This is a genomic window from Clostridium sp. UBA7339 (assembly GCF_002470865.1).
Lineage (GTDB): Bacteria > Bacillota > Clostridia > Clostridiales > Clostridiaceae > Clostridium_J > Clostridium_J sulfidigenes.
Genome location: NZ_DKPI01000005.1, coordinates 1 through 18,906, shown reverse-complemented (window position 1 = coordinate 18,906; position 18,906 = coordinate 1). Strand labels below are relative to the sequence as shown.

The 18,906-nt window shown below is 29.5% G+C and carries 16 protein-coding genes and 1 tRNA gene; 4 read left to right on the top strand and 13 right to left on the bottom strand.

The window, feature by feature from the left end; all coding sequences use genetic code 11:
* Positions 1-8: 8 nt before the first annotated feature.
* From B2S02_RS03150 to B2S02_RS03095, 12 genes are all read right to left on the bottom strand, one after another.
* Positions 9-977, bottom strand: a complete 969-nt coding sequence (locus B2S02_RS03150) for a hypothetical protein (protein WP_346877821.1) — start codon at positions 975-977, stop codon at positions 9-11.
* A 180-nt stretch (positions 978-1,157) separates the two neighbouring features.
* Positions 1,158-1,433 carry a hypothetical protein gene (locus B2S02_RS03145; protein WP_242844149.1) on the bottom strand — a complete coding sequence of 92 codons (276 nt, stop codon included), beginning with the start codon at positions 1,431-1,433 and terminating at the stop codon, positions 1,158-1,160.
* A 129-nt stretch (positions 1,434-1,562) separates the two neighbouring features.
* Positions 1,563-1,880: a hypothetical protein gene (locus B2S02_RS03140; protein WP_346849244.1), complete on the bottom strand. Its 318-nt coding sequence runs from the start codon at positions 1,878-1,880 to the stop codon at positions 1,563-1,565.
* A 64-nt stretch (positions 1,881-1,944) separates the two neighbouring features.
* Positions 1,945-2,514: a hypothetical protein gene (locus tag B2S02_RS03135; RefSeq protein WP_346920286.1), complete on the bottom strand. Its 570-nt coding sequence runs from the start codon at positions 2,512-2,514 to the stop codon at positions 1,945-1,947.
* A gap of 254 nt (positions 2,515-2,768) precedes the next feature.
* Positions 2,769-3,500: a CPBP family intramembrane glutamic endopeptidase gene (locus B2S02_RS03130; RefSeq protein WP_346920285.1), complete on the bottom strand. Its 732-nt coding sequence runs from the start codon at positions 3,498-3,500 to the stop codon at positions 2,769-2,771.
* A 109-nt stretch (positions 3,501-3,609) separates the two neighbouring features.
* Positions 3,610-4,200 carry a ribosome biogenesis GTP-binding protein YihA/YsxC gene (yihA, locus tag B2S02_RS03125; protein ID WP_150844424.1) on the bottom strand — a complete coding sequence of 197 codons (591 nt, stop codon included), beginning with the start codon at positions 4,198-4,200 and terminating at the stop codon, positions 3,610-3,612.
* On the bottom strand, positions 4,190-6,523 hold the full coding sequence (gene lon / locus B2S02_RS03120) for an endopeptidase La (RefSeq protein ID WP_346920284.1): 2,334 nt from the start codon (positions 6,521-6,523) through the stop codon (positions 4,190-4,192). The genes yihA and lon overlap by 11 nt, the downstream gene beginning before the upstream one ends.
* 317 nt (positions 6,524-6,840) lie before the next feature.
* Positions 6,841-8,532, bottom strand: a complete 1,692-nt coding sequence (gene lonB / locus B2S02_RS03115) for an ATP-dependent protease LonB (protein ID WP_346877824.1) — start codon at positions 8,530-8,532, stop codon at positions 6,841-6,843.
* A gap of 139 nt (positions 8,533-8,671) precedes the next feature.
* On the bottom strand, positions 8,672-9,964 hold the full coding sequence (gene clpX / locus B2S02_RS03110) for an ATP-dependent Clp protease ATP-binding subunit ClpX (protein WP_346869358.1): 1,293 nt from the start codon (positions 9,962-9,964) through the stop codon (positions 8,672-8,674).
* 18 nt (positions 9,965-9,982) lie between these two features.
* The gene (gene clpP, locus B2S02_RS03105; RefSeq protein WP_035135664.1) at positions 9,983-10,567 is read right to left on the bottom strand and encodes an ATP-dependent Clp endopeptidase proteolytic subunit ClpP; all 585 of its coding nucleotides are present in this window, start codon (positions 10,565-10,567) and stop codon (positions 9,983-9,985) included.
* Positions 10,568-10,689: 122 nt separating this feature from the next.
* Positions 10,690-11,979 carry a trigger factor gene (tig, locus tag B2S02_RS03100; RefSeq protein ID WP_346877825.1) on the bottom strand — a complete coding sequence of 430 codons (1,290 nt, stop codon included), beginning with the start codon at positions 11,977-11,979 and terminating at the stop codon, positions 10,690-10,692.
* Between the two features lie 201 nt (positions 11,980-12,180).
* On the bottom strand, positions 12,181-12,972 hold the full coding sequence (locus B2S02_RS03095; protein WP_346920283.1) for a hypothetical protein: 792 nt from the start codon (positions 12,970-12,972) through the stop codon (positions 12,181-12,183).
* 553 nt (positions 12,973-13,525) lie between these two features.
* On the opposite strand from B2S02_RS03095, the gene pflB reads away from it, so the two are divergent.
* From pflB to B2S02_RS03075, 4 genes are all read left to right on the top strand, one after another.
* Positions 13,526-15,757 carry a formate C-acetyltransferase gene (gene pflB / locus B2S02_RS03090; protein WP_346920282.1) on the top strand — a complete coding sequence of 744 codons (2,232 nt, stop codon included), beginning with the start codon at positions 13,526-13,528 and terminating at the stop codon, positions 15,755-15,757.
* A 174-nt stretch (positions 15,758-15,931) separates the two neighbouring features.
* Positions 15,932-16,675 (top strand): pyruvate formate-lyase-activating protein, encoded by a 744-nt coding sequence (pflA, locus tag B2S02_RS03085; RefSeq protein WP_346920281.1) that lies wholly within the window; start codon positions 15,932-15,934, stop codon positions 16,673-16,675.
* Between the two features lie 205 nt (positions 16,676-16,880).
* Positions 16,881-17,330, top strand: a complete 450-nt coding sequence (locus B2S02_RS03080; RefSeq protein WP_035135659.1) for a YbjN domain-containing protein — start codon at positions 16,881-16,883, stop codon at positions 17,328-17,330.
* 151 nt (positions 17,331-17,481) lie between these two features.
* The gene (locus B2S02_RS03075; RefSeq protein ID WP_346849254.1) at positions 17,482-18,573 is read left to right on the top strand and encodes an AI-2E family transporter; all 1,092 of its coding nucleotides are present in this window, start codon (positions 17,482-17,484) and stop codon (positions 18,571-18,573) included.
* A gap of 184 nt (positions 18,574-18,757) precedes the next feature.
* On the opposite strand, the gene B2S02_RS03070 is transcribed toward B2S02_RS03075, so the two are convergent.
* Positions 18,758-18,834, bottom strand: a tRNA-Arg gene (locus B2S02_RS03070).
* Positions 18,835-18,906 lie beyond the last annotated feature (72 nt).

The window sequence follows — 18,906 nt, the reverse complement described above, 5'->3', positions numbered from 1 at the left end:
TAAATATTTTAATCTTTTTCTAAATTATTATATTCAAAAATTTTTTGTAATAATTTAATCTTATTTGGATCAATGAGTCTAATCAATATATTTATAATCTTATTATACTCTTCCTCCGTTAACCCTTTTTCATCTCTAAATATGTTCTCTTCAATTATATCTGCTTCATCTACTGTAGTAATATTTTCTTCTGAAAACTCATCACTTTTTATAATGTCATTTATGTCTAAATTATTTAAATCTACATTGGAAAAATCTATTCGTGAAAACTCCAAGTTATTCATGTTATTCAATATGGCATTAAAGTCAAGATTAGCTAATATTTCATCTACTGATTCTTTATCTTTTTTTTTTATCTCTGTATACTCTTCAACATTTTCATTATTGACATTATTACCATCACTATAATTATTAGAATTCATATTCTGTAGCAATGTTTTTAATTGTTCTATATCCTCTGGTTTAATCTGAGATAAAATTTGTTCTATAGAACTATGATTATTTACTGAACTATTACCATTGTTTACATTATTAGAAGGTGCTTGTGTATTTCCTCCCCCTAATAAAGAAGATATCATGCTAATTAAATCACCACTATCTCCTGTGTTACCTCCCCCGCCTATGCCTAAATTGCTAAGCAAGTCCAGAATACCATTAAAGTTTCCGCCCATACCTCCTAACATGCTAGCCAACGGATTATTTCCTCCCATATTATTCATAGGATTATTCATTCCCATTGGATTCATCATGCCCATTGGATTCATTTCCATAGGATTATTCATTCCCATTGGATTGTTCATTCCAGCTGGATTATTCATTCCCATTGCACCTAAGTTAGCAGCCATATTCATTGCATTCATGCCCATATTATTATTCATTGGATTATTACCATTATATCCTCCAAAGTATCCATTATTATTTTGCTCTTGCACATAGTTTTCTTCTCTATCTCTTTTTCTATGCTTATGCTTTCCCATCTACTCACCTCTTTACTTATTATAAAATTTTAAAAAAGCAATCCATGAATAACATGGACTGCTAATTTTCTTACTTTTCTAGAAACCCCCCTATACTGGGCCATGGTTTACATCATTCTTTATCCATTGTTATTTCTACTTTTATAAGCAGTCCTTACTTTTGTTTAAACATCTTATAGTTTAGCAACATTTACAGCAGCATTGTTTTCTGCAGCAACATCCATTATTAAAATTATTATGGCCAAATCCAGCATTTCCTCTATTAAATCCAAATCCACCAAATCCACCAGAGCAACATAACCAATATAAGAATATTAAAGTTAATGCATTTCTAGCACTTGAATTACATTCTGTGTCTAGCAAGCACTGATTTTTTAGAATTACGATTAATAGTAGAATTGTACATGGTTGAAAGCCACAACCTGAATTTCCTATATTTCCGCATCCACACATCATAAATTCCTCCTTCTTGTGAAGTGTACTTTCTAATTATCATAGATTAATCACTTAAAACCATTTGTTGATACTTATTAACTTTTTCTCTTGATAATTAATAATCCATTAGTTAGTTTGATATTTATTGTATTATGCACAACAAACTTTTATTCTTTTACATTTACATTTTCTTTCTTTGCATTTACATTTACAGCATTTACACTTGCATTGACATCCACATCTACATGAACATTGGTTTCCACACATTGATCCAAAGTTGCAGTTTCCTAACATATTATTACTTCCACATCCACCATTGAATCCACATAACCAATATAAGAAAAGTAATGTTAATGCATTTTTAGACTTTGATGAGCCATCTAGTAATCCTTGATTTGCAAGAATAACTATTATTAAAAGAATTGTACATGCTTGTGAGTTACATCTATTATTTGAATTTCCACACATTTATTCATTCCTCCAATCTTTATTTATCGTTTTCTTATCTATAGGCTTATCTACTCTTTATTCTTTAGCATGGTTTACATACTTGTTGAGGTGTTCTTCTTATAAGAAAAATTGCTATTATAAGAATTATTTGGCATATATTACATCCGCCAAAGCCACCAAAACCACTATTTCCAAAACAACCAGTATTGCCACTACATTGATTTTGATTGCAACATGGGTCACAACATGGGTTACAACATTGGCATGGGTTGCATGAAGCAGTTTCTATAATATAATGCTTTTGTTTTTTACGATCTTTTCTTACTCCACCACAGCAGCAGCAATATTCTTTGCATTTGCAACAGCACGGCTCACAGCAACAGCATGAGCAATCACATGGATCGCAACAGCAATTATTTCCACCGCATCCACAGTTTCCTCCGAATCCACAGTTTCCTCCGAATCCACCACATCCACAGTTTTCTCCGAATCCGCCGCATCCACGGTTTCCGCCGAATCCACCTCTACAGAAAATTAGTATTATTATTATCCAAATTAGTATTTTTCCACTTCCAAATCCAAAGTTTTGAGAAGGGTTTCCATCTGTACATGCTCCGCCAAACATCTGATATAGATTTGAATAGTCACTCATAGTTTTTATCCTCCTATTATATTTACATTTTTATATCATCATTTGTATAATACACTATATGATTTTGCTTAAGTTTTGACACTGATAATTATATTTTTGAAGTTTTTTTATATATTTAATCTATAGTATTTTTAGTGTGTTTTTCCTAAGCCTCTTTACTACAATATATGTTTTTCCATAAAATCGGTGATAAAAAAGTCATCTCATAATTTTCAATAAAGAAAATTATGAGATGACTTTTTATTATGTTATTACTATAAAATTATCTTGCTTAGAAGTAATATAACAGTAGAAACTCCATTAACAAATAAGTGAGTAAATACTGAATACCAAAATCCTTCCTTTTCAATTAGATAGCAGTTGAAAAAACTTACTACAAATAACGAAGCAAAAGCACTAATACTAAAGTGAATAGATGCAAATAATATACTAACAATAGATGCAGATATTATAAATCCAAACTCACCCTTAAGTCTACTTCTTAAAAACTTACCATAAAATAAGTACCTAAAAACGAATTCTTCAACCACTGGTGCAAAAATAACTGTAAAAGGAATAGTTATTATAAAAGAAACTAAATCATAATTACTTAACATAGTTATAACTTGTTGTTGTTCAATAGGTATTTTGAACAATAATAGTAATAAAAGCCAAAATAAACCACACATTATTATAAATCCATAAACTAATAACACATATATCAATGCTTTACCTATTTTAAAATCCCCTAAAGAAAACCTGTATTTTATATAATCATCATTCTTACATTTTGAACTAACCCAATTAACTAAAATAAAAATTATTAAAACAAAAGGTAATATATTATTATAAAGTTCTGGTAATAAGAAATACAATGATATATATCCTATACTCACCATAGTTTTAATTAACTTAGAATTTCTTTTTATTTTCACTGTTCTTAGATAAAATACTAGTGGTAAAATATAAAGCATAAATATAATAAATAAATTTCCTAATATCTTCAAATAAACACCCCTCTTTAATCACATATATACTTATATGTTTAAAAGTAAATCAATATTATTATATCATAAATAAAGGGTCATTGATTTCTCTAATCAATAACCCTTTATTTTATTCAAGTCCTAAGTCTTTAAATATTTCCTCAAGTAATTCTTCTTTTCCTTCCTTTTTTAAAGAAGAGAAGAACAATAATTTATCTTCTTTTCCAAGCTTTAAGGTTTCTTTTATTACCTTAGCACTCCTCTGTAATTCACTTTTAGTTAACTTATCTTTTTTAGTTGCTACAACTATAACTTCATAACCATAATGCTTAATCCACTCATACATCATTATATCATCACCAGTTGGTTTATGCCTACAGTCCACTAAAATAACTACTTTTTTCAATTCTGGCCTATTTATTAAATATTGTTCCATCATTTTTCCCCAAGTAGCCTTCTCGCTTTTTGACACTTTAGCATATCCATATCCAGGTAAATCCACAAAGTATAGCTTATTATTTATAGTAAAGAAATTTATAAGTCTTGTTTTGCCAGGTGTACCACTTACCTTTACTAACTTTCTTCTGTTTGTTAAAGTATTAATAAGTGAAGACTTTCCTACATTAGATCTACCAACAAAGGCAATTTCACACATTCCATCTTCTGGATATTGGGTGGGCTTTACAGCCGAAGTTTTAAATTCCGCTTGTTTAATTTCCATTTTTATCTTCTCCAACTAGTGCATTCTTCAATACATCTTCAATTTTTTCTACTGGTATAAACTTTATTTTATTTTTTATAACTTTTGGTATATCCTTTAAGTCTTTTTCATTAGCTTTAGGAATAATTATAGTTTTTATTCCCATTCTGTAAGCAGCTAGACTTTTTTCTTTTAGTCCCCCTATAGGTAATACTCTACCAGTTAAAGTAACTTCTCCTGTCATAGCTACTGAATATTTTATTTTTCTGTTACTTAAAGCAGAAACCATAGCTGTAACCATAGTAACTCCAGCGGATGGACCATCCTTTGGAATAGCTCCTTCTGGTATATGAATGTGTATATCTTTATTTTTATAAAATTCTTTATCTATACCATACATGTCACAATGAGCCCTTATATAACTGTAACCTGCCTTAGCTGATTCCTTCATTACATCTCCTAGTTGACCTGTAAGTTGAAGTTTACCATCACCCTCCATTACTGCTACTTCTACGGGAAGCGTATCACCACCATATCCAGTCCATGCAAGACCTGTGACTACTCCAATTTTATCTTCTTTATCTAAATCATCATAGCTATATAATTCAGAACCTAGATACTTCTTAACAGTTAAAGAATTTATAGTTATTTTTTTCTTATTACTTTCCATTATTTCTGTTATAGATTTTCTTATTACTGAAGCTATCTTTCTTTCTAGATTTCTAACTCCTGATTCTCTTGTATATCTATCTATTATAGTTCTTAAAGCACTTTCATTAACTATAATCTGACCATCTTCCACAGAATATTCCTTCATAACTTTAGGTACTAAATATTTCTTTGCTATTTCATATTTTTCCTCTGTAGTATAGCCTGAAACCTCTATTACTTCCATTCTATCTAATAGTGGTCTAGATATAGTATCTAAAGTATTTGCTGTAGTTATAAATAATACCTTTGACAAATCAAACTCTACATCTATATAATGATCCCTAAAGGTCTTATTCTGTTCTGAATCTAGCACCTCAAGAAGAGCATCTTCTACATTTCCTTTATAATCCTTTGATACTTTATCTATTTCATCTAAAAGGCATACTGGATTTTTGTAACCAACTTCCTTTAATGCAGATACAATTCGTCCTGGAATTGCTCCTACATACGTTTTTCTGTGGCCTCGAATTTCAGCCTCATCTTTTACTCCACCTAAACTCATTCTTACAAATTTTCGTCCTAGTGAATTAGCCACTGATTTTGCAATAGATGTTTTACCAACCCCTGGAGGTCCAACTAAGCATACTATAGGTGACTTTAATGATTTACTCATTTTTCTAACTGCTAAATATTCTATAATTCTTTCTTTTACGTCTTCTAGTCCGTAATGTTCCTCATCTAAAACTTTTCTAGCATTAGTTAAGTCTAAATTATCTTTTGTTAGCTTATTCCATGGCATACCTAAAATAGTGTCTAAATAAGTTTTTATAACTGATCCCTCTTGGGATGAAGGCCCAATATTTTTAAGTCTATTAATTTCAAATTCTATCTTAGTTTTAACATCTTTAGGTAATTTAATTTGCCCTAATTTTTTTTCATAATTAGCTATTTCTCTTCCAAACTCATCTTCTTCTCCTAGCTCTTCTTGAATTACCTTAAGTTGTTCTCTAAGATAATACTCCTTTTGAGATGCACTTACTCTAGCTTTAACCTTATTACTTATAAGCTTCTCTACTTTTACAACTTCAATCTCTTTTTTAAGAATAACTAATAATTTTTCCATTCTTTCTTTTATTGAAATAATTTCTAATAACTCCTGCTTTACATCAGCCTTTACCGGTAGAAATGCACTTATTACATCGCAGTATACACTATTATCTTCTTCTGCTTCTAATTCCACTATTAAATCTTTAAATTCTTCACCTGCTAATTCTAAGTAATTAATAAACATATCATTTAGTGAGTTTTTATATCCTTCAGATTCTGTTTTATCTTCTATATCCAACTCTTCAACAGCTTCAACCTCTGCACTTATACAATCATCTTCATCTAAATATTTTACAAGCTTAGCCCTATATTCTCCCTCTACTAATACTCGCAAGTGATTCCCCGGCAACTTCATAAATTGCTTTATTGTACATACACATCCAACATTATATATATCTTTTTCAGTTGGATTTTCAGTAGTTGCTTCTCTTTGACTTATTATAAATATCTTCTGATCTTCATCCATGGCTCTATTAATTGCTTCTATAGATTTCTTTCTACCTATATCAAAGTTTAAAGCCATATGTGGAAAGATACTTAATCCCCTAAGGGGAATTAATGGAAGTTTCATTATTTGATTCTCCATAACATCTCCTCATTTCTATCTAATCTATTATTTAATCTTACTTAATTTCATATTATAAAATCTTATCTAGTTTACTCAAACTAATAATTCAACCTAAAGTATTTATACAGGAATCTTTCAGGGCAGAGCAGTATTTTCTTTTTTATTGTAAAGTATAACGTTTAAAAGAAAATCCTACTTTAATAAAACATCTAAATGATATGTGTTTATTGTATTAATTATAATTAGACTAGTATATTATACCTATAAAAATATAATTTTTCAATTAAATAATCCCTATAAAAGTTTTATCCATTGAACTTCTATAGGGATTAGCTTTAAGCATCTAATTGTGGTAACATATTCAATTCAAACCCTTGATCTTTTTTTTCTACGCTTATATGAAGAATTTGTTCTTTTATTATTGCTTCATCTATTACTTCCTTTATAGTATTTACCGGTATTACTTTTATATCTTTATAATCTTTATATACTTCTTGCCAATTTTCTTTTGGAATTAAAACCTTTTTTGCACCAGCTTTTATAGCACCAGTAATCTTAGCTGTAACACCACCAACTGGCTTTACTTCACCATGAATAGATATTTCTCCTGTCATAGCTATATTATTATCTACACTCCTACCTGTTATTGCACTATAAATTGCAGTAGTCATACTTATTCCAGCAGAAGGACCATCTACAGGTATTCCCCCAGGAAAATTAACATGTATATCGTATTTTTTTGTATCTATGTTGTACATTCTCTCCAACACTGTAATTACATTATCAATAGAATTTCTTGCTGTGCTTTTTCGTTTTAATTTTCTACCCTTATCTCCTAATTCCTCTTCCTCAACAATACCTGTTATTTTTACTATTCCTTCTCTATCTCTTGCCTTTGTTGCTGTCGCCTCTATTTCCATTACAGATCCAACATTTGAACCATATACCGCAAGGCCATTTACATAACCAACCTTTGGTTTCGCACATATCTTTTTATTAGGCTTTGGTGAGTATTGTCCGTTCTCAATAACCCATTGTATTTCATTTATACTAACAGTATTTCTATTTTCATTAATTACAATTCCACAAGCTAATTGAACCAAATTTACAGCATCACGGCCATTATTAGCAAATATCCCAACCAGTTTTGCTGCTTCTTCGTCTATTGATATTCCAATTTTTTCTGCTGCATTCTTTGCAATTATTTCTATTTCATCTCCATCTAGAGCTCTAAAAAATATTTCTACACATCTAGACCTAATAGCTGGAACAATTTCTTCTGGACTTCTAGTTGTTGCACCTATTAATCTAAAGTCAGCAGGCAATCCTTCTTCAAATATCTCTTTAATATAAGATGGCATATTAGGATCTTCACTATTATAATATGCACTATCTAAAAATACTTTTCTATCTTCTAAAACTTTCAATAACTTATTCATTTCTATAGGATGTAATTCACCTATCTCATCAATAAATAGGACTCCTCCATGTGCTTTTGTAACTGCTCCAGGTTTTGGTTGTGGTACTCCTATAACACCTAATGGACCCGCCCCCTGATATATTGGATCATGAACTGATCCTATTAATGGATCCGCTATTCCTCTTTCATCAAATCTTATAGTTGTAGCATCAATTTCTACAAAAGAAGAAGCTGCCTTAAATGGTGAAGCTGGAATTAGTTTTGCCTCTTCTAATACAAGTCTTGCTGCTGCCGTTTTTCCTATTCCTGGAGGTCCATATATTATAACATGTTGAGGATTTGGACCACATATGGCTGCTTTTAAAGCCTTAATACCCTTTTCTTGACCAATTATATTTTCAAAATTTCTAGGTCTACTCTTTTCTGTTAAAGGCTCAGTCAAACATATACTTTTTAACTTTCTCAGCTTTTCAATTTCTTTAGTGTTCTCTTTATTAATTGTAATCTTAGATGATTTTTGTCCCTTTAATGCATTAAAGAAGTAAATTCCCATTACTATTGTAACTAATAGTTGTATTAGCATAATCAAAATCGCTACTGGTTCCATATCAATATTAGCCTACTTTATAAGCAAACTAATCTTCCCTCCCTTTACTAATTATTTAAGTCACAATAGTATTATTCACAATATATTGGATTAATATTCTATAACAAGAAAAAACTGCTGAATTTCAGCAGTTTTTATATTATGCAAGTTCAGGTGTTCTCTTTACACCCTTTTTACTATCTATTTTTAAAGGTTCTCTCTTTCCATTGTCTGCAATGATATATTCAGGAATCTTTGTATTTAAAGTTTCTTCATGAATTATAACTTTTTCTATTTCTTCACGTGAAGGAATCTCATACATTATTTCCTGCATTATATCTTCTATTATTGCTCTTAATCCCCTTGCTCCTGTGCTTCTCTTTATTGCTTCTTTAGCTATAGCTATAAGAGCATTTTCATCGAATTCAAGTCTAACATCATCAATTTCTAATAACTTTTGATACTGCTTCACTAATGCATTTTTAGGTTCACTTAATATTTTTACAAGAGCATCTTCATCTAAATTATCTAAAGTTACTATTACAGGAATTCTTCCTACAAACTCTGGAATTAATCCAAACTTCAGTAAATCACCAGGCATTATTTGCTTAAATAATTCTCCTAAGTCTTGTTTTTCCTTAGAAACCACTTCTGCACCAAATCCCATGGCTGATTTTTGAGTTCTCTTTGTTATAATTTTTTCTAACCCATCAAAAGCTCCACCACAAATAAATAATATATTAGATGTATTTATTTGGATAAACTCTTGATGTGGATGTTTTCTTCCTCCTTGTGGTGGTACTGAAGATACAGTTCCCTCAAGAATTTTAAGTAAAGCTTGCTGAACCCCTTCACCAGAAACATCTCTAGTTATAGATGGATTTTCGGACTTACGTGCAATCTTATCAATTTCGTCGATATATATAATGCCTCTTTCAGCTCTTTCTATATCATAATCAGAGTTTTGAATTAATTTTAATAATATATTTTCTACGTCCTCACCTACATATCCAGCTTCTGTAAGTGTTGTAGCATCTGCTATTGCAAAAGGTACATTTAACATTTTTGCTAGTGTTTGAGCTAATAAAGTTTTACCTGAACCAGTTGGTCCTAAAAGAAGTATATTACTTTTTTGTAGTTCTATATCATTATCCATAACATTAGAATTTATTCTTTTATAATGATTATACACTGCTACAGACAAAGCCTTTTTAGCATCATCTTGCCCTACCACATATTGATCTAAATACTTTCTAATTTCTTTAGGTTTAGGTAATGTGCCCATGTCAATTTGGACATCCTCTTCTCTTTCGTCTACTATGATTTCAGAACAAAGCTCGATGCATTCATCACAAATATATACACCTGGACCTGCAATAAGTCTTCTTACTTGCTCTTCACTTTTTCCACAAAAAGAACATTTAAATTTTTTCTTTTCTTCATTTCTTGGCATGTTGACACCCCTTTAAAGCTATTTCTTTTTAACAATTACTTCATCTACTAATCCATATTCCTTAGCTTCATCCGCGGACATAAAATAATCTCTTTCAACATCTTGTTTTATTTTATCTAAAGGCTTGCCTGTTCTTTCACTTAATATTTCATTAAGAGTTTCTTTTATCTTTAATATTCTTTTAGCATGAATATCAATGTCAGTTGCTTGACCTTTAAATCCACCTAACGGCTGATGTATCATTATCTCACTGTTAGGAAGCGCATATCTTTTTCCCTTTTGTCCTGCTGCAAGTAGAAAAGCTCCCATAGATGCAGCCATTCCTACACAAATTGTAGAAACCTCTGGCTTTATATAGTTCATCGTATCATAAATTGCCATTCCAGAAGTTATTGAACCACCAGGGCTATTTATATATAGATATATATCCTTATCTGGATCCTCTGACTCTAAAAATAAAAGTTGTGCTACAATTAAACTAGCAGTAACATCATTTACTTCATCAGATAAAAAAATAATTCTTTCTTTTAATAATCTAGAATATATATCATAAGATCGCTCGCCCTTACCAGTTTGCTCTACAACCATTGGTATATAACTCATAATTACAACCTCCTTACTATTGTAAATATATTAGAATATTTACTATTATATCCTCATTAAAATTATTTTAACCTATTTTATTTAAAATAATTGCCAGTATATACTGGCAATTATTAATTAACTTAAATAGTTTTGCTATTTTCCATTATCATGTTCTTAATTTTTTCATTTACTATTTGAGTTCCAAGGTATTCTCTTTGAACTTGAACTAATCTATCAACAGTTTCTTCCATTTTCTCAGCTTCACCATACTTACTAGCAATCTCTGTAGCTTTTTCTCTTATCTCATCTTCTGATGCTTCAATTTTCTCAGCTTTAGCAATTTCACCTAATACTAATTCATTTTTAACATTTTTAGTTGCTATATCTTTCATTTGTTCTCTAAAGTCAGCTTCTGAAGTATTTGTAAACTTGAAGTAACTTTCTATATCTAAACCTTGATACTTTAATCTATTTTCTAAATCTTGTAGCATTCCATCTAATTCTCTATTTACCATAGCATCTGGAATTTCCACATTAGCATTAGCTACTACAGTTTCTATAACAGCCATTTCATATTCATTTATTGCTTTCAACTCGTTAGCTTTTACTAATTCTTCTCTTATATTATTTCTAAGTTCCTCTAAAGTTTCAAATTCTGAAACCTCACTAGCAAATTCATCAGTTATTTCTGGTAATTCTTTTTTCTTAACTGATTTAACTGTTACCTCAAATTTAGCTGGTTTTCCATTTAAATCTTCTTTTCCATATTGTTCTGGGAAATTAACCTTTACGTCTTTAGACTCTCCAGCTGTTAATCCAACTAATTGATCTTCAAAGTTATCAATAAAGCTACCTGAACCAATTTCTAATTCGTAATCTTTAGCTTCTCCGCCTTCAAAAGCAACTTCATCTACATAACCTTTGAAGTCTATAACAGCTATATCACCTTTTTCAACAGCTCCCTCTTTAACTTCTACTCTTGTATTTTGAGCTTGTAATTCTTTTAATTTATTTTCTACATCCTCATCTGTAACTTCTACTACTTCTTTCTTTGCTTCTATTCCTTTATAAGCACCTAATTCAACTTCTGGTACTACTGGTACTGATGCAGTATATATAAATTCCTTACCTTCACCAATTTGAACAATATCAATTGATGGATAATCTACTGGATTTATATTATTTTCTGCTAATACTTCTGGATAAGTAGTTTCATATATGTAGTTTATAGCATCCTCATATAATGCACCTTCACCATAGTATTGTTTAATTATATTCATTGGAGCCTTACCTTTTCTAAATCCAGGCACATTGAATTTTTTCGCATTTTTTGCATAAGATTTTTTAACAGCTTCTGCAAATTTATCTGCTCCTATTGTTACTTCAAATTTAACAACGTTTTTTTCTAGCTTCTCCATTTTAACGTTCATTATTTCTTCCTCCTAATATTCCCAACTCTGTATTTCTTAAAATTATAACATAAATTTAGTAAAGTAAATAGTACATTTAATTATTTAACTGTTAGTCAGATACATCATCATTCTCTAAATTTATGATAATAAATTAAATATTACCTAATAAATTATACAATAATACTATTATTATGTACAATACTTTTTCCCATGATATATTTATTCAACTATTTTACCATCTTTATCCACAACTATTTCCTTATTGTCTAAAGATATAGTAAGACCCTTATCTGTTATTTGTCCCACTTCAAAAGTTTTTCCTTTTACATTATAAAATCCTCTATGGGTATTACTCTCCATATTATATATCCACAAATACTTATCATCACTGTTATTTATCCAAGGCAAGCTACTAGAATATGCAATATGTGTATTGTCAATAAATTGTGCACTTTCAACCCATTTATAAGAAGGATTATATTTTAATACGTTTTCCTTGTTAAATACTTCATTAGTAGTTGATACGTACTGTTCATTGGTAATATTTATTAGTTTCTCGTTACTATTTAAAATATACATATCTTGAGCTTCTTTGTCTAAAATTAAAATCATTTCTTGTGATGGGGCTATACTACATTTAACTTGTGAATCTGAATCAATTGTGTTGATTTTCTTAACTTGATCTTTTTCTTCATAATTAATAGTAACTTTTTTTCCTGATTTAAGAACTACATCTGAATAGGTTTTAGTAGACTTTTCCTCTACAACACTTTCCTCTTCAAAATTTTCTTCAGTTTTATTCTTATTTTCTTCTGATTTATAGTTATTTTCCTCTGTACTTTCTTTAATAAAAAAATTTTTTATAGCCACTATTCCTTCTCTATTAGTAAAAACTAATCCAGTTATCCCAATAACCATTATTATAATTAAAAATATAATCATATATTTTATACGCCTCAGCTTTAACTGTCTGCGATAATCCTTACTAAACATACTTGGCTTTTTCCTCACAGCTTTTACCTCCATAGTTAACTTTATTATTTGACTATACATTTTGATTAATAATTATATTCTCATAACTTATTATAACTCAACTTATTATAAATTAACATTTTTTTATACCAAATCAATTTAAATTTACAATTAATTTATTTAATTATATTAACCAACTTTATTTTTTGTTTTATGTTTCCATTTATTATTGCTTTAATATATGAAATTGCATTTTACAACAAATTAACTTCTCTCTGTTTCAAAATTTCATTTAAACTGTTATATTCATCTTCAAATTAACCTTTAATGAAAATTGTTAAATGTCTTCTTGCAATTATTTTTTTTACTAAATTTCGCAAATTTAATCCTTTACTTGTTTGAATTTTCTGAATTTTTAATCTTTTATCCCTATTAAAAAAACTGTTGTTTTTCATCTGTTATAGTTGTACAATTATAACAGATGGAGATAAAATTAAATTTAAATTTAAATTATTATTTAATAATTTTAGTACATAAAACAAATGTTTTATACTTTAATTTTATTAAAAATTATTTTTTAGGAGGATTATATATGTTTACTCAATGGAATGGCTTTAAGGGCAAAACTTGGAAAAAGGAAGTTAATGTAAGAGACTTCATTCAAACTAACTATACTCCATATGAAGGTGATGCATCATTTTTAACAGATGCTACAGAATCTACAAACAAATTGTGGAATGAAGTAAGCGAATTATTTAAAAAAGAAATAGAAAACGGTGGCGTTTTAGATGTTGATACTAAAACCATATCTAAGATAGATGCATATAACCCAGGGTATATAGATAAGAATCTTGAAAAAATTGTTGGTGTTCAAACTGACGCTCCACTTAAAAGAGCTGTTATGCCTCAAGGTGGAATAAGAATGGCTGAAACCGCAGCTAAATCTTATGGATACGAAATTGACCCTTTGATTTCTGAAATATTCTCAAAACATCGTAAAACTCATAATCAAGGAGTTTTTGATGCTTATACAGATGAAATGAAATTAGCTAGAAAGTATGGTATAGTAACAGGTTTACCAGATGCTTATGGAAGAGGTAGAATCATAGGTGACTATAGAAGAGTTGCTTTATATGGTATAGATAGATTAATAGAAGATAAAATTCAACAAAAGAAAAGTTTAGAAGTTAGCACTATAGATGCTGATGTTATTCAATTAAGAGAAGAATTATCTGATCAGATAGTGGCTCTTAACGAGTTAAAAACAATGGCAGCTAGTTATGGATTTGATATATCAGTTCCTGCTAAAAATTCTCAAGAAGCTATTCAATGGTTATATTTTGGGTATCTTGGTGCAATAAAACAACAAAATGGTGCTGCTATGTCTCTTGGTAGAACTTCTACTTTCATTGATATATATATTCAAAGAGATATCGATAATGGCATTCTTACTGAAGAAGATGCTCAAGAAATGGTAGATCACTTTGTAATGAAGTTAAGATTAGTAAAGTTTTTAAGAACTTCTGATTATAACAACCTATTCTCCGGAGATCCAACTTGGGTTACTGAAGTAATAGGTGGTATGGGATTAGATGGAAGAACATTAGTAACTAAAAACTCTTTCAGAATGCTTAATACATTATATACATTAGGAGCATCACCTGAGCCAAACTTAACTGTACTATGGTCAACAAGATTACCTCAAGGATTTAAAGATTTCTGTTCAAAAGTATCTATTGATACAAGCTCTGTTCAGTATGAAAATGACGATTTAATGACAACTTATTGGGGTGATGACTACGCTATAGCTTGTTGTGTATCAGCTATGAAAGTTGGTAAACAAATGCAATTCTTTGGAGCTAGAGTAAACTTAGCTAAGACTTTATTATACACTATAAATGGTGGTGTAGATGAAAAATCTGGAGTACAAGTTGCTCCTAAGATGGAAAAAATCACTTCTGAATACTTAAGCTATGATGAAGTTATAGAAAAATTCGATGTTATGGTAGAATGGTTAGCTAAACTTTATGTTAACACATTGAATGTTATTCACTATATGCATGATAAATACTCTTATGAATCTTTACAAATGGCTTTACATGATAGAGATGTATTTAGAACAATGGCATGTGGTATAGCTGGACTTTCAGTATGTGCAGACTCTTTATCTGCAATTAAATATGCTAAAGTTAAGCCTATTAGAAATGAACAAGGAATAGCAGTAGACTTCGAAATCCAAGGTGACTTCCCTAAATACGGAAATGATGATGATAGAGTTGATGATATCGCAGTATACTTAGTTGAAACTATGATGAATAAGGTTAAAAAGAACAAAACATACAGAAATGCATATCACACTCAATCAGTGCTTACTATAACTTCAAACGTAGTTTATGGTAAAAAAACTGGTTCAACACCTTGCGGACGAAAAGCTGGTGAGCCATTTGCTCCTGGTGCTAATCCTATGCACGGAAGAGATAGTAGCGGTTCTTTAGCATCTCTAAACTCTGTAGCTAAATTACCATATGAATATTCTCAAGATGGTATTTCTAATACTTTCTCAATTATTCCAGATGCTTTAGGAAAATGCTCTGAAAACAGAATATCAAACTTAAGTAACTTATTAGATGGATACTTCGGACAAAATGCTCATCACTTAAATGTAAATGTATTTAATAGAGAAACTTTATTAGATGCTATGGATCATCCAGAAAAATATCCTCAGTTGACTGTAAGAGTTTCTGGATATGCTGTTAACTTTATTAAACTAACAAGAGAACAACAATTAGATGTTGTTAACAGAACTTTCCACGCATCAATGTAATCTGAATAAAAAGAATTGATTATAACAACATAGTAGAGATGTCTTAGTTAGATATCTCTACTATATTTAGTATTTTTAAAGAAACTTAAATTAATTTTATAGAGAAATTATAGAATTTATTTTTTGTATAAAGTTAATTATGTTATTTAGTTTAAATTGCAAGGAGGCTTTATAATGAAAACTGGTAGAATTCACTCAATAGAAAGCATGGGCCTAGTTGATGGTCCTGGTATAAGAACTGTAGTATTTTTTCAAGGATGCAAATTAAGGTGTGCTTATTGCCACAATCCAGATACTTGGAACTTAAAAGATGGTAAGGAAGTCACTTCTGAAGAAATTATAAATAAAATCATAAGATTTAAACCATATTTTCAACCTTCTGGAGGTGGTATAACATTCTCTGGTGGAGAGCCTCTTGTTCAACCTGAATTTTTATTAGAATTATTAAAAAAATGCAAAGAATTAGGTATTCATACAGCTATTGATACCGCTGGCTATGGACATGGTGACTATGATGAAATATTAAAGTATACTGATCTAGTTTTATTAGATGTAAAACATATTAATAGTGATGGATATGTAACTCTTACTGGTAGGGATACACGAGATGTTAACTTATTCTTGTCAGCTCTTAGAAAATCTAAAGCTCGTGTATGGGTTAGGCATGTGGTAGTTCCTGGTTATACAGATACTTTAGAGCATATGGATAAAATAGCTAGTATAATAAATGAAGAAATTCCTAATGTAGATAAAATAGAATTATTACCTTATCATCTTTTAGGTGTAAATAAGTATGAGAGTTTAAGTATAGACTATAGGCTAGATGGTGTAAATCAAATGGATAAAGAAACTTGTAGTCAACTTCAAGATTATTTAATATCTAAAGTTCAACAGATTAAAAGGAGTAAAATTTCTTAACCTGTTAATGCTTTTACATTTTTTTCCACATAATCCCCAAGTTTATCCACAGGTTAGTAATAAATTATAATTTAAATCATATACTTATAAGTTATACAATTCTATTTACTAACCATCTCTTTTATGAGATAATTACTAATACATTATAATATGTATAATATTCAAAAAATATATTTATATAAATTTTATTCAAGGGGGAAATAGTATGAGAAATAATGCTATAGAATTTGAAAAATATATAGAAGAACATAGACTTCCATTAAACAAAGGACTCAATGTAGATGAATTTACCATCTTTTCATTTCCTGAAAAGATCACTATAAACGGAGTTACTAAACCAGTTCTGGGAGGTGGCCAAGATAGAAGAGCTGTTATATCATTAAGAGATGATGATACATTAGCTGACATCTTCTGCTTTAATATAGCCTCTATATCTAAAGCTCAAGATAAATATAAGTTATATGCTTTATTCAATGAATTAAACTCTACATATAAATATGTATCCTTTTATGAGGATAATGAAATTATAAGTGCAAAAGTATCCCTACCATTTAATGATAACTTTGATGCAGATTTAGTTTTCCAAATGCTTTCTATAATATTTAGAGCTGTAGATGAAGAATACCCTAAAATTCTTTCTACCTTGCACAACTAAATAATCTAGAAAACTAACATGCTAGTTTTAATTTTCTAGCATGTATTTTTTTAATCATTTATGTTATGGTATATAATGACATTAGCTTAATTATAGTTAAATAAATCTCAAAGTCTTCATTATTCTAAATTTTAAATTAGAGGAGGAAAAAATGAATAAAAATAAAAATTTTACTAAAATAATACAAATTCTTTTAATAATAAATTTAATTCTATTGGCTATAGGACTCTTCAGTAAAATGAATTTTGTACTATCTCCTATAACTACAATTCTTAATGCTATGTTTATACCTATAGTTTTAGCAATTTTTCTTTACTATCTAGTGAGACCCGTGAAAAGGTTTCTTCAAAACAGGAAATTATCAAGTGGAATAGCTACAGCCCTTTCAATACTATTGATAATTGTATTAATTGTATATATGCTTATATATTCTTCATCGATAATAGCTACTCAAGGTGAAAGTTTAACCATAGCTATTATTGAATCCGTACAGAACTTAGCAGATAAATATAGCTACTTATTTCCACAAATTAATGAATTTTTAAATATTGGTGAATTACTTCAAAAAGCCGCTAACTATTTAGTAAATTCTTTTACAGACATAAGTAAAAACATATATGTATTTGCTAGTTCTATAGGTAATTTTGTAGCTCAGATGATTTTAATACCAATAATAATGTTTTATATACTTAAAGATGACAAAAAAATATATAATACTTTCACTTCCTTTCTTCCAAGAAAATTTAAAAGTATTATATTGAAAATACTCCATGAAATTGATACAGTATTAAAACAATACATTACTTCACAGATTATGGTTGCTTGTGTCATCGGAGTTCTTATGTTTATAGGTTATGTAATCATCGGAATGCCTAATGCTCTTGTTCTATCTCTATTTTCTCTTATAACTGCCTTTATTCCTTTCTTAGGTGTAATACTGGGAATTATTCCAGCTATCCTTATATCCTTAAGTATGGGCTTTGGTATGGTACTTAAAATAATAATTCTTACAGTTATTGTTCAGCAGTTAGAAGGCAATGTTATAACCCCTAATATCACTGGTAACCAACTGAATATGCATCCACTGACAACTATTTTAGTAGTTACCATAAGTGTATACTTTGGAGGTTTCTTCGCAGCCTTCCTTGCAGTTCCTATATATAACATTGTTAAAATTCTTGTTAAGAATTTATATTGTTATTTGATAAATAAACATAATACGGAAATTACAGTTGAAAAATAACTTTCAATATTAAAATAAGCACTATTAATTTAACTCATTAGTGCTTATTTTTTACTTTTTTACTCTATCATTTCCTCTAATATTGTTGTTCCTGAGTAAATTTCATCATTAATCATAAATTAATAATAAAATAAAAAAATACCAACGATTTCATCTACTGAAATCGTCGATATCACTACATTCATGGTACACCCAACAGGATTTGAACCTGCCACCGATGGATTCGAAGTCCAGCGCTCTATCCAGCTGAGCTATGGGTGCAAAAATAAAATATGAATTCCTTATAAAACACCTTCTCAAAAAATAAAAAATGGAGCGGGTGAAGGGAATCGA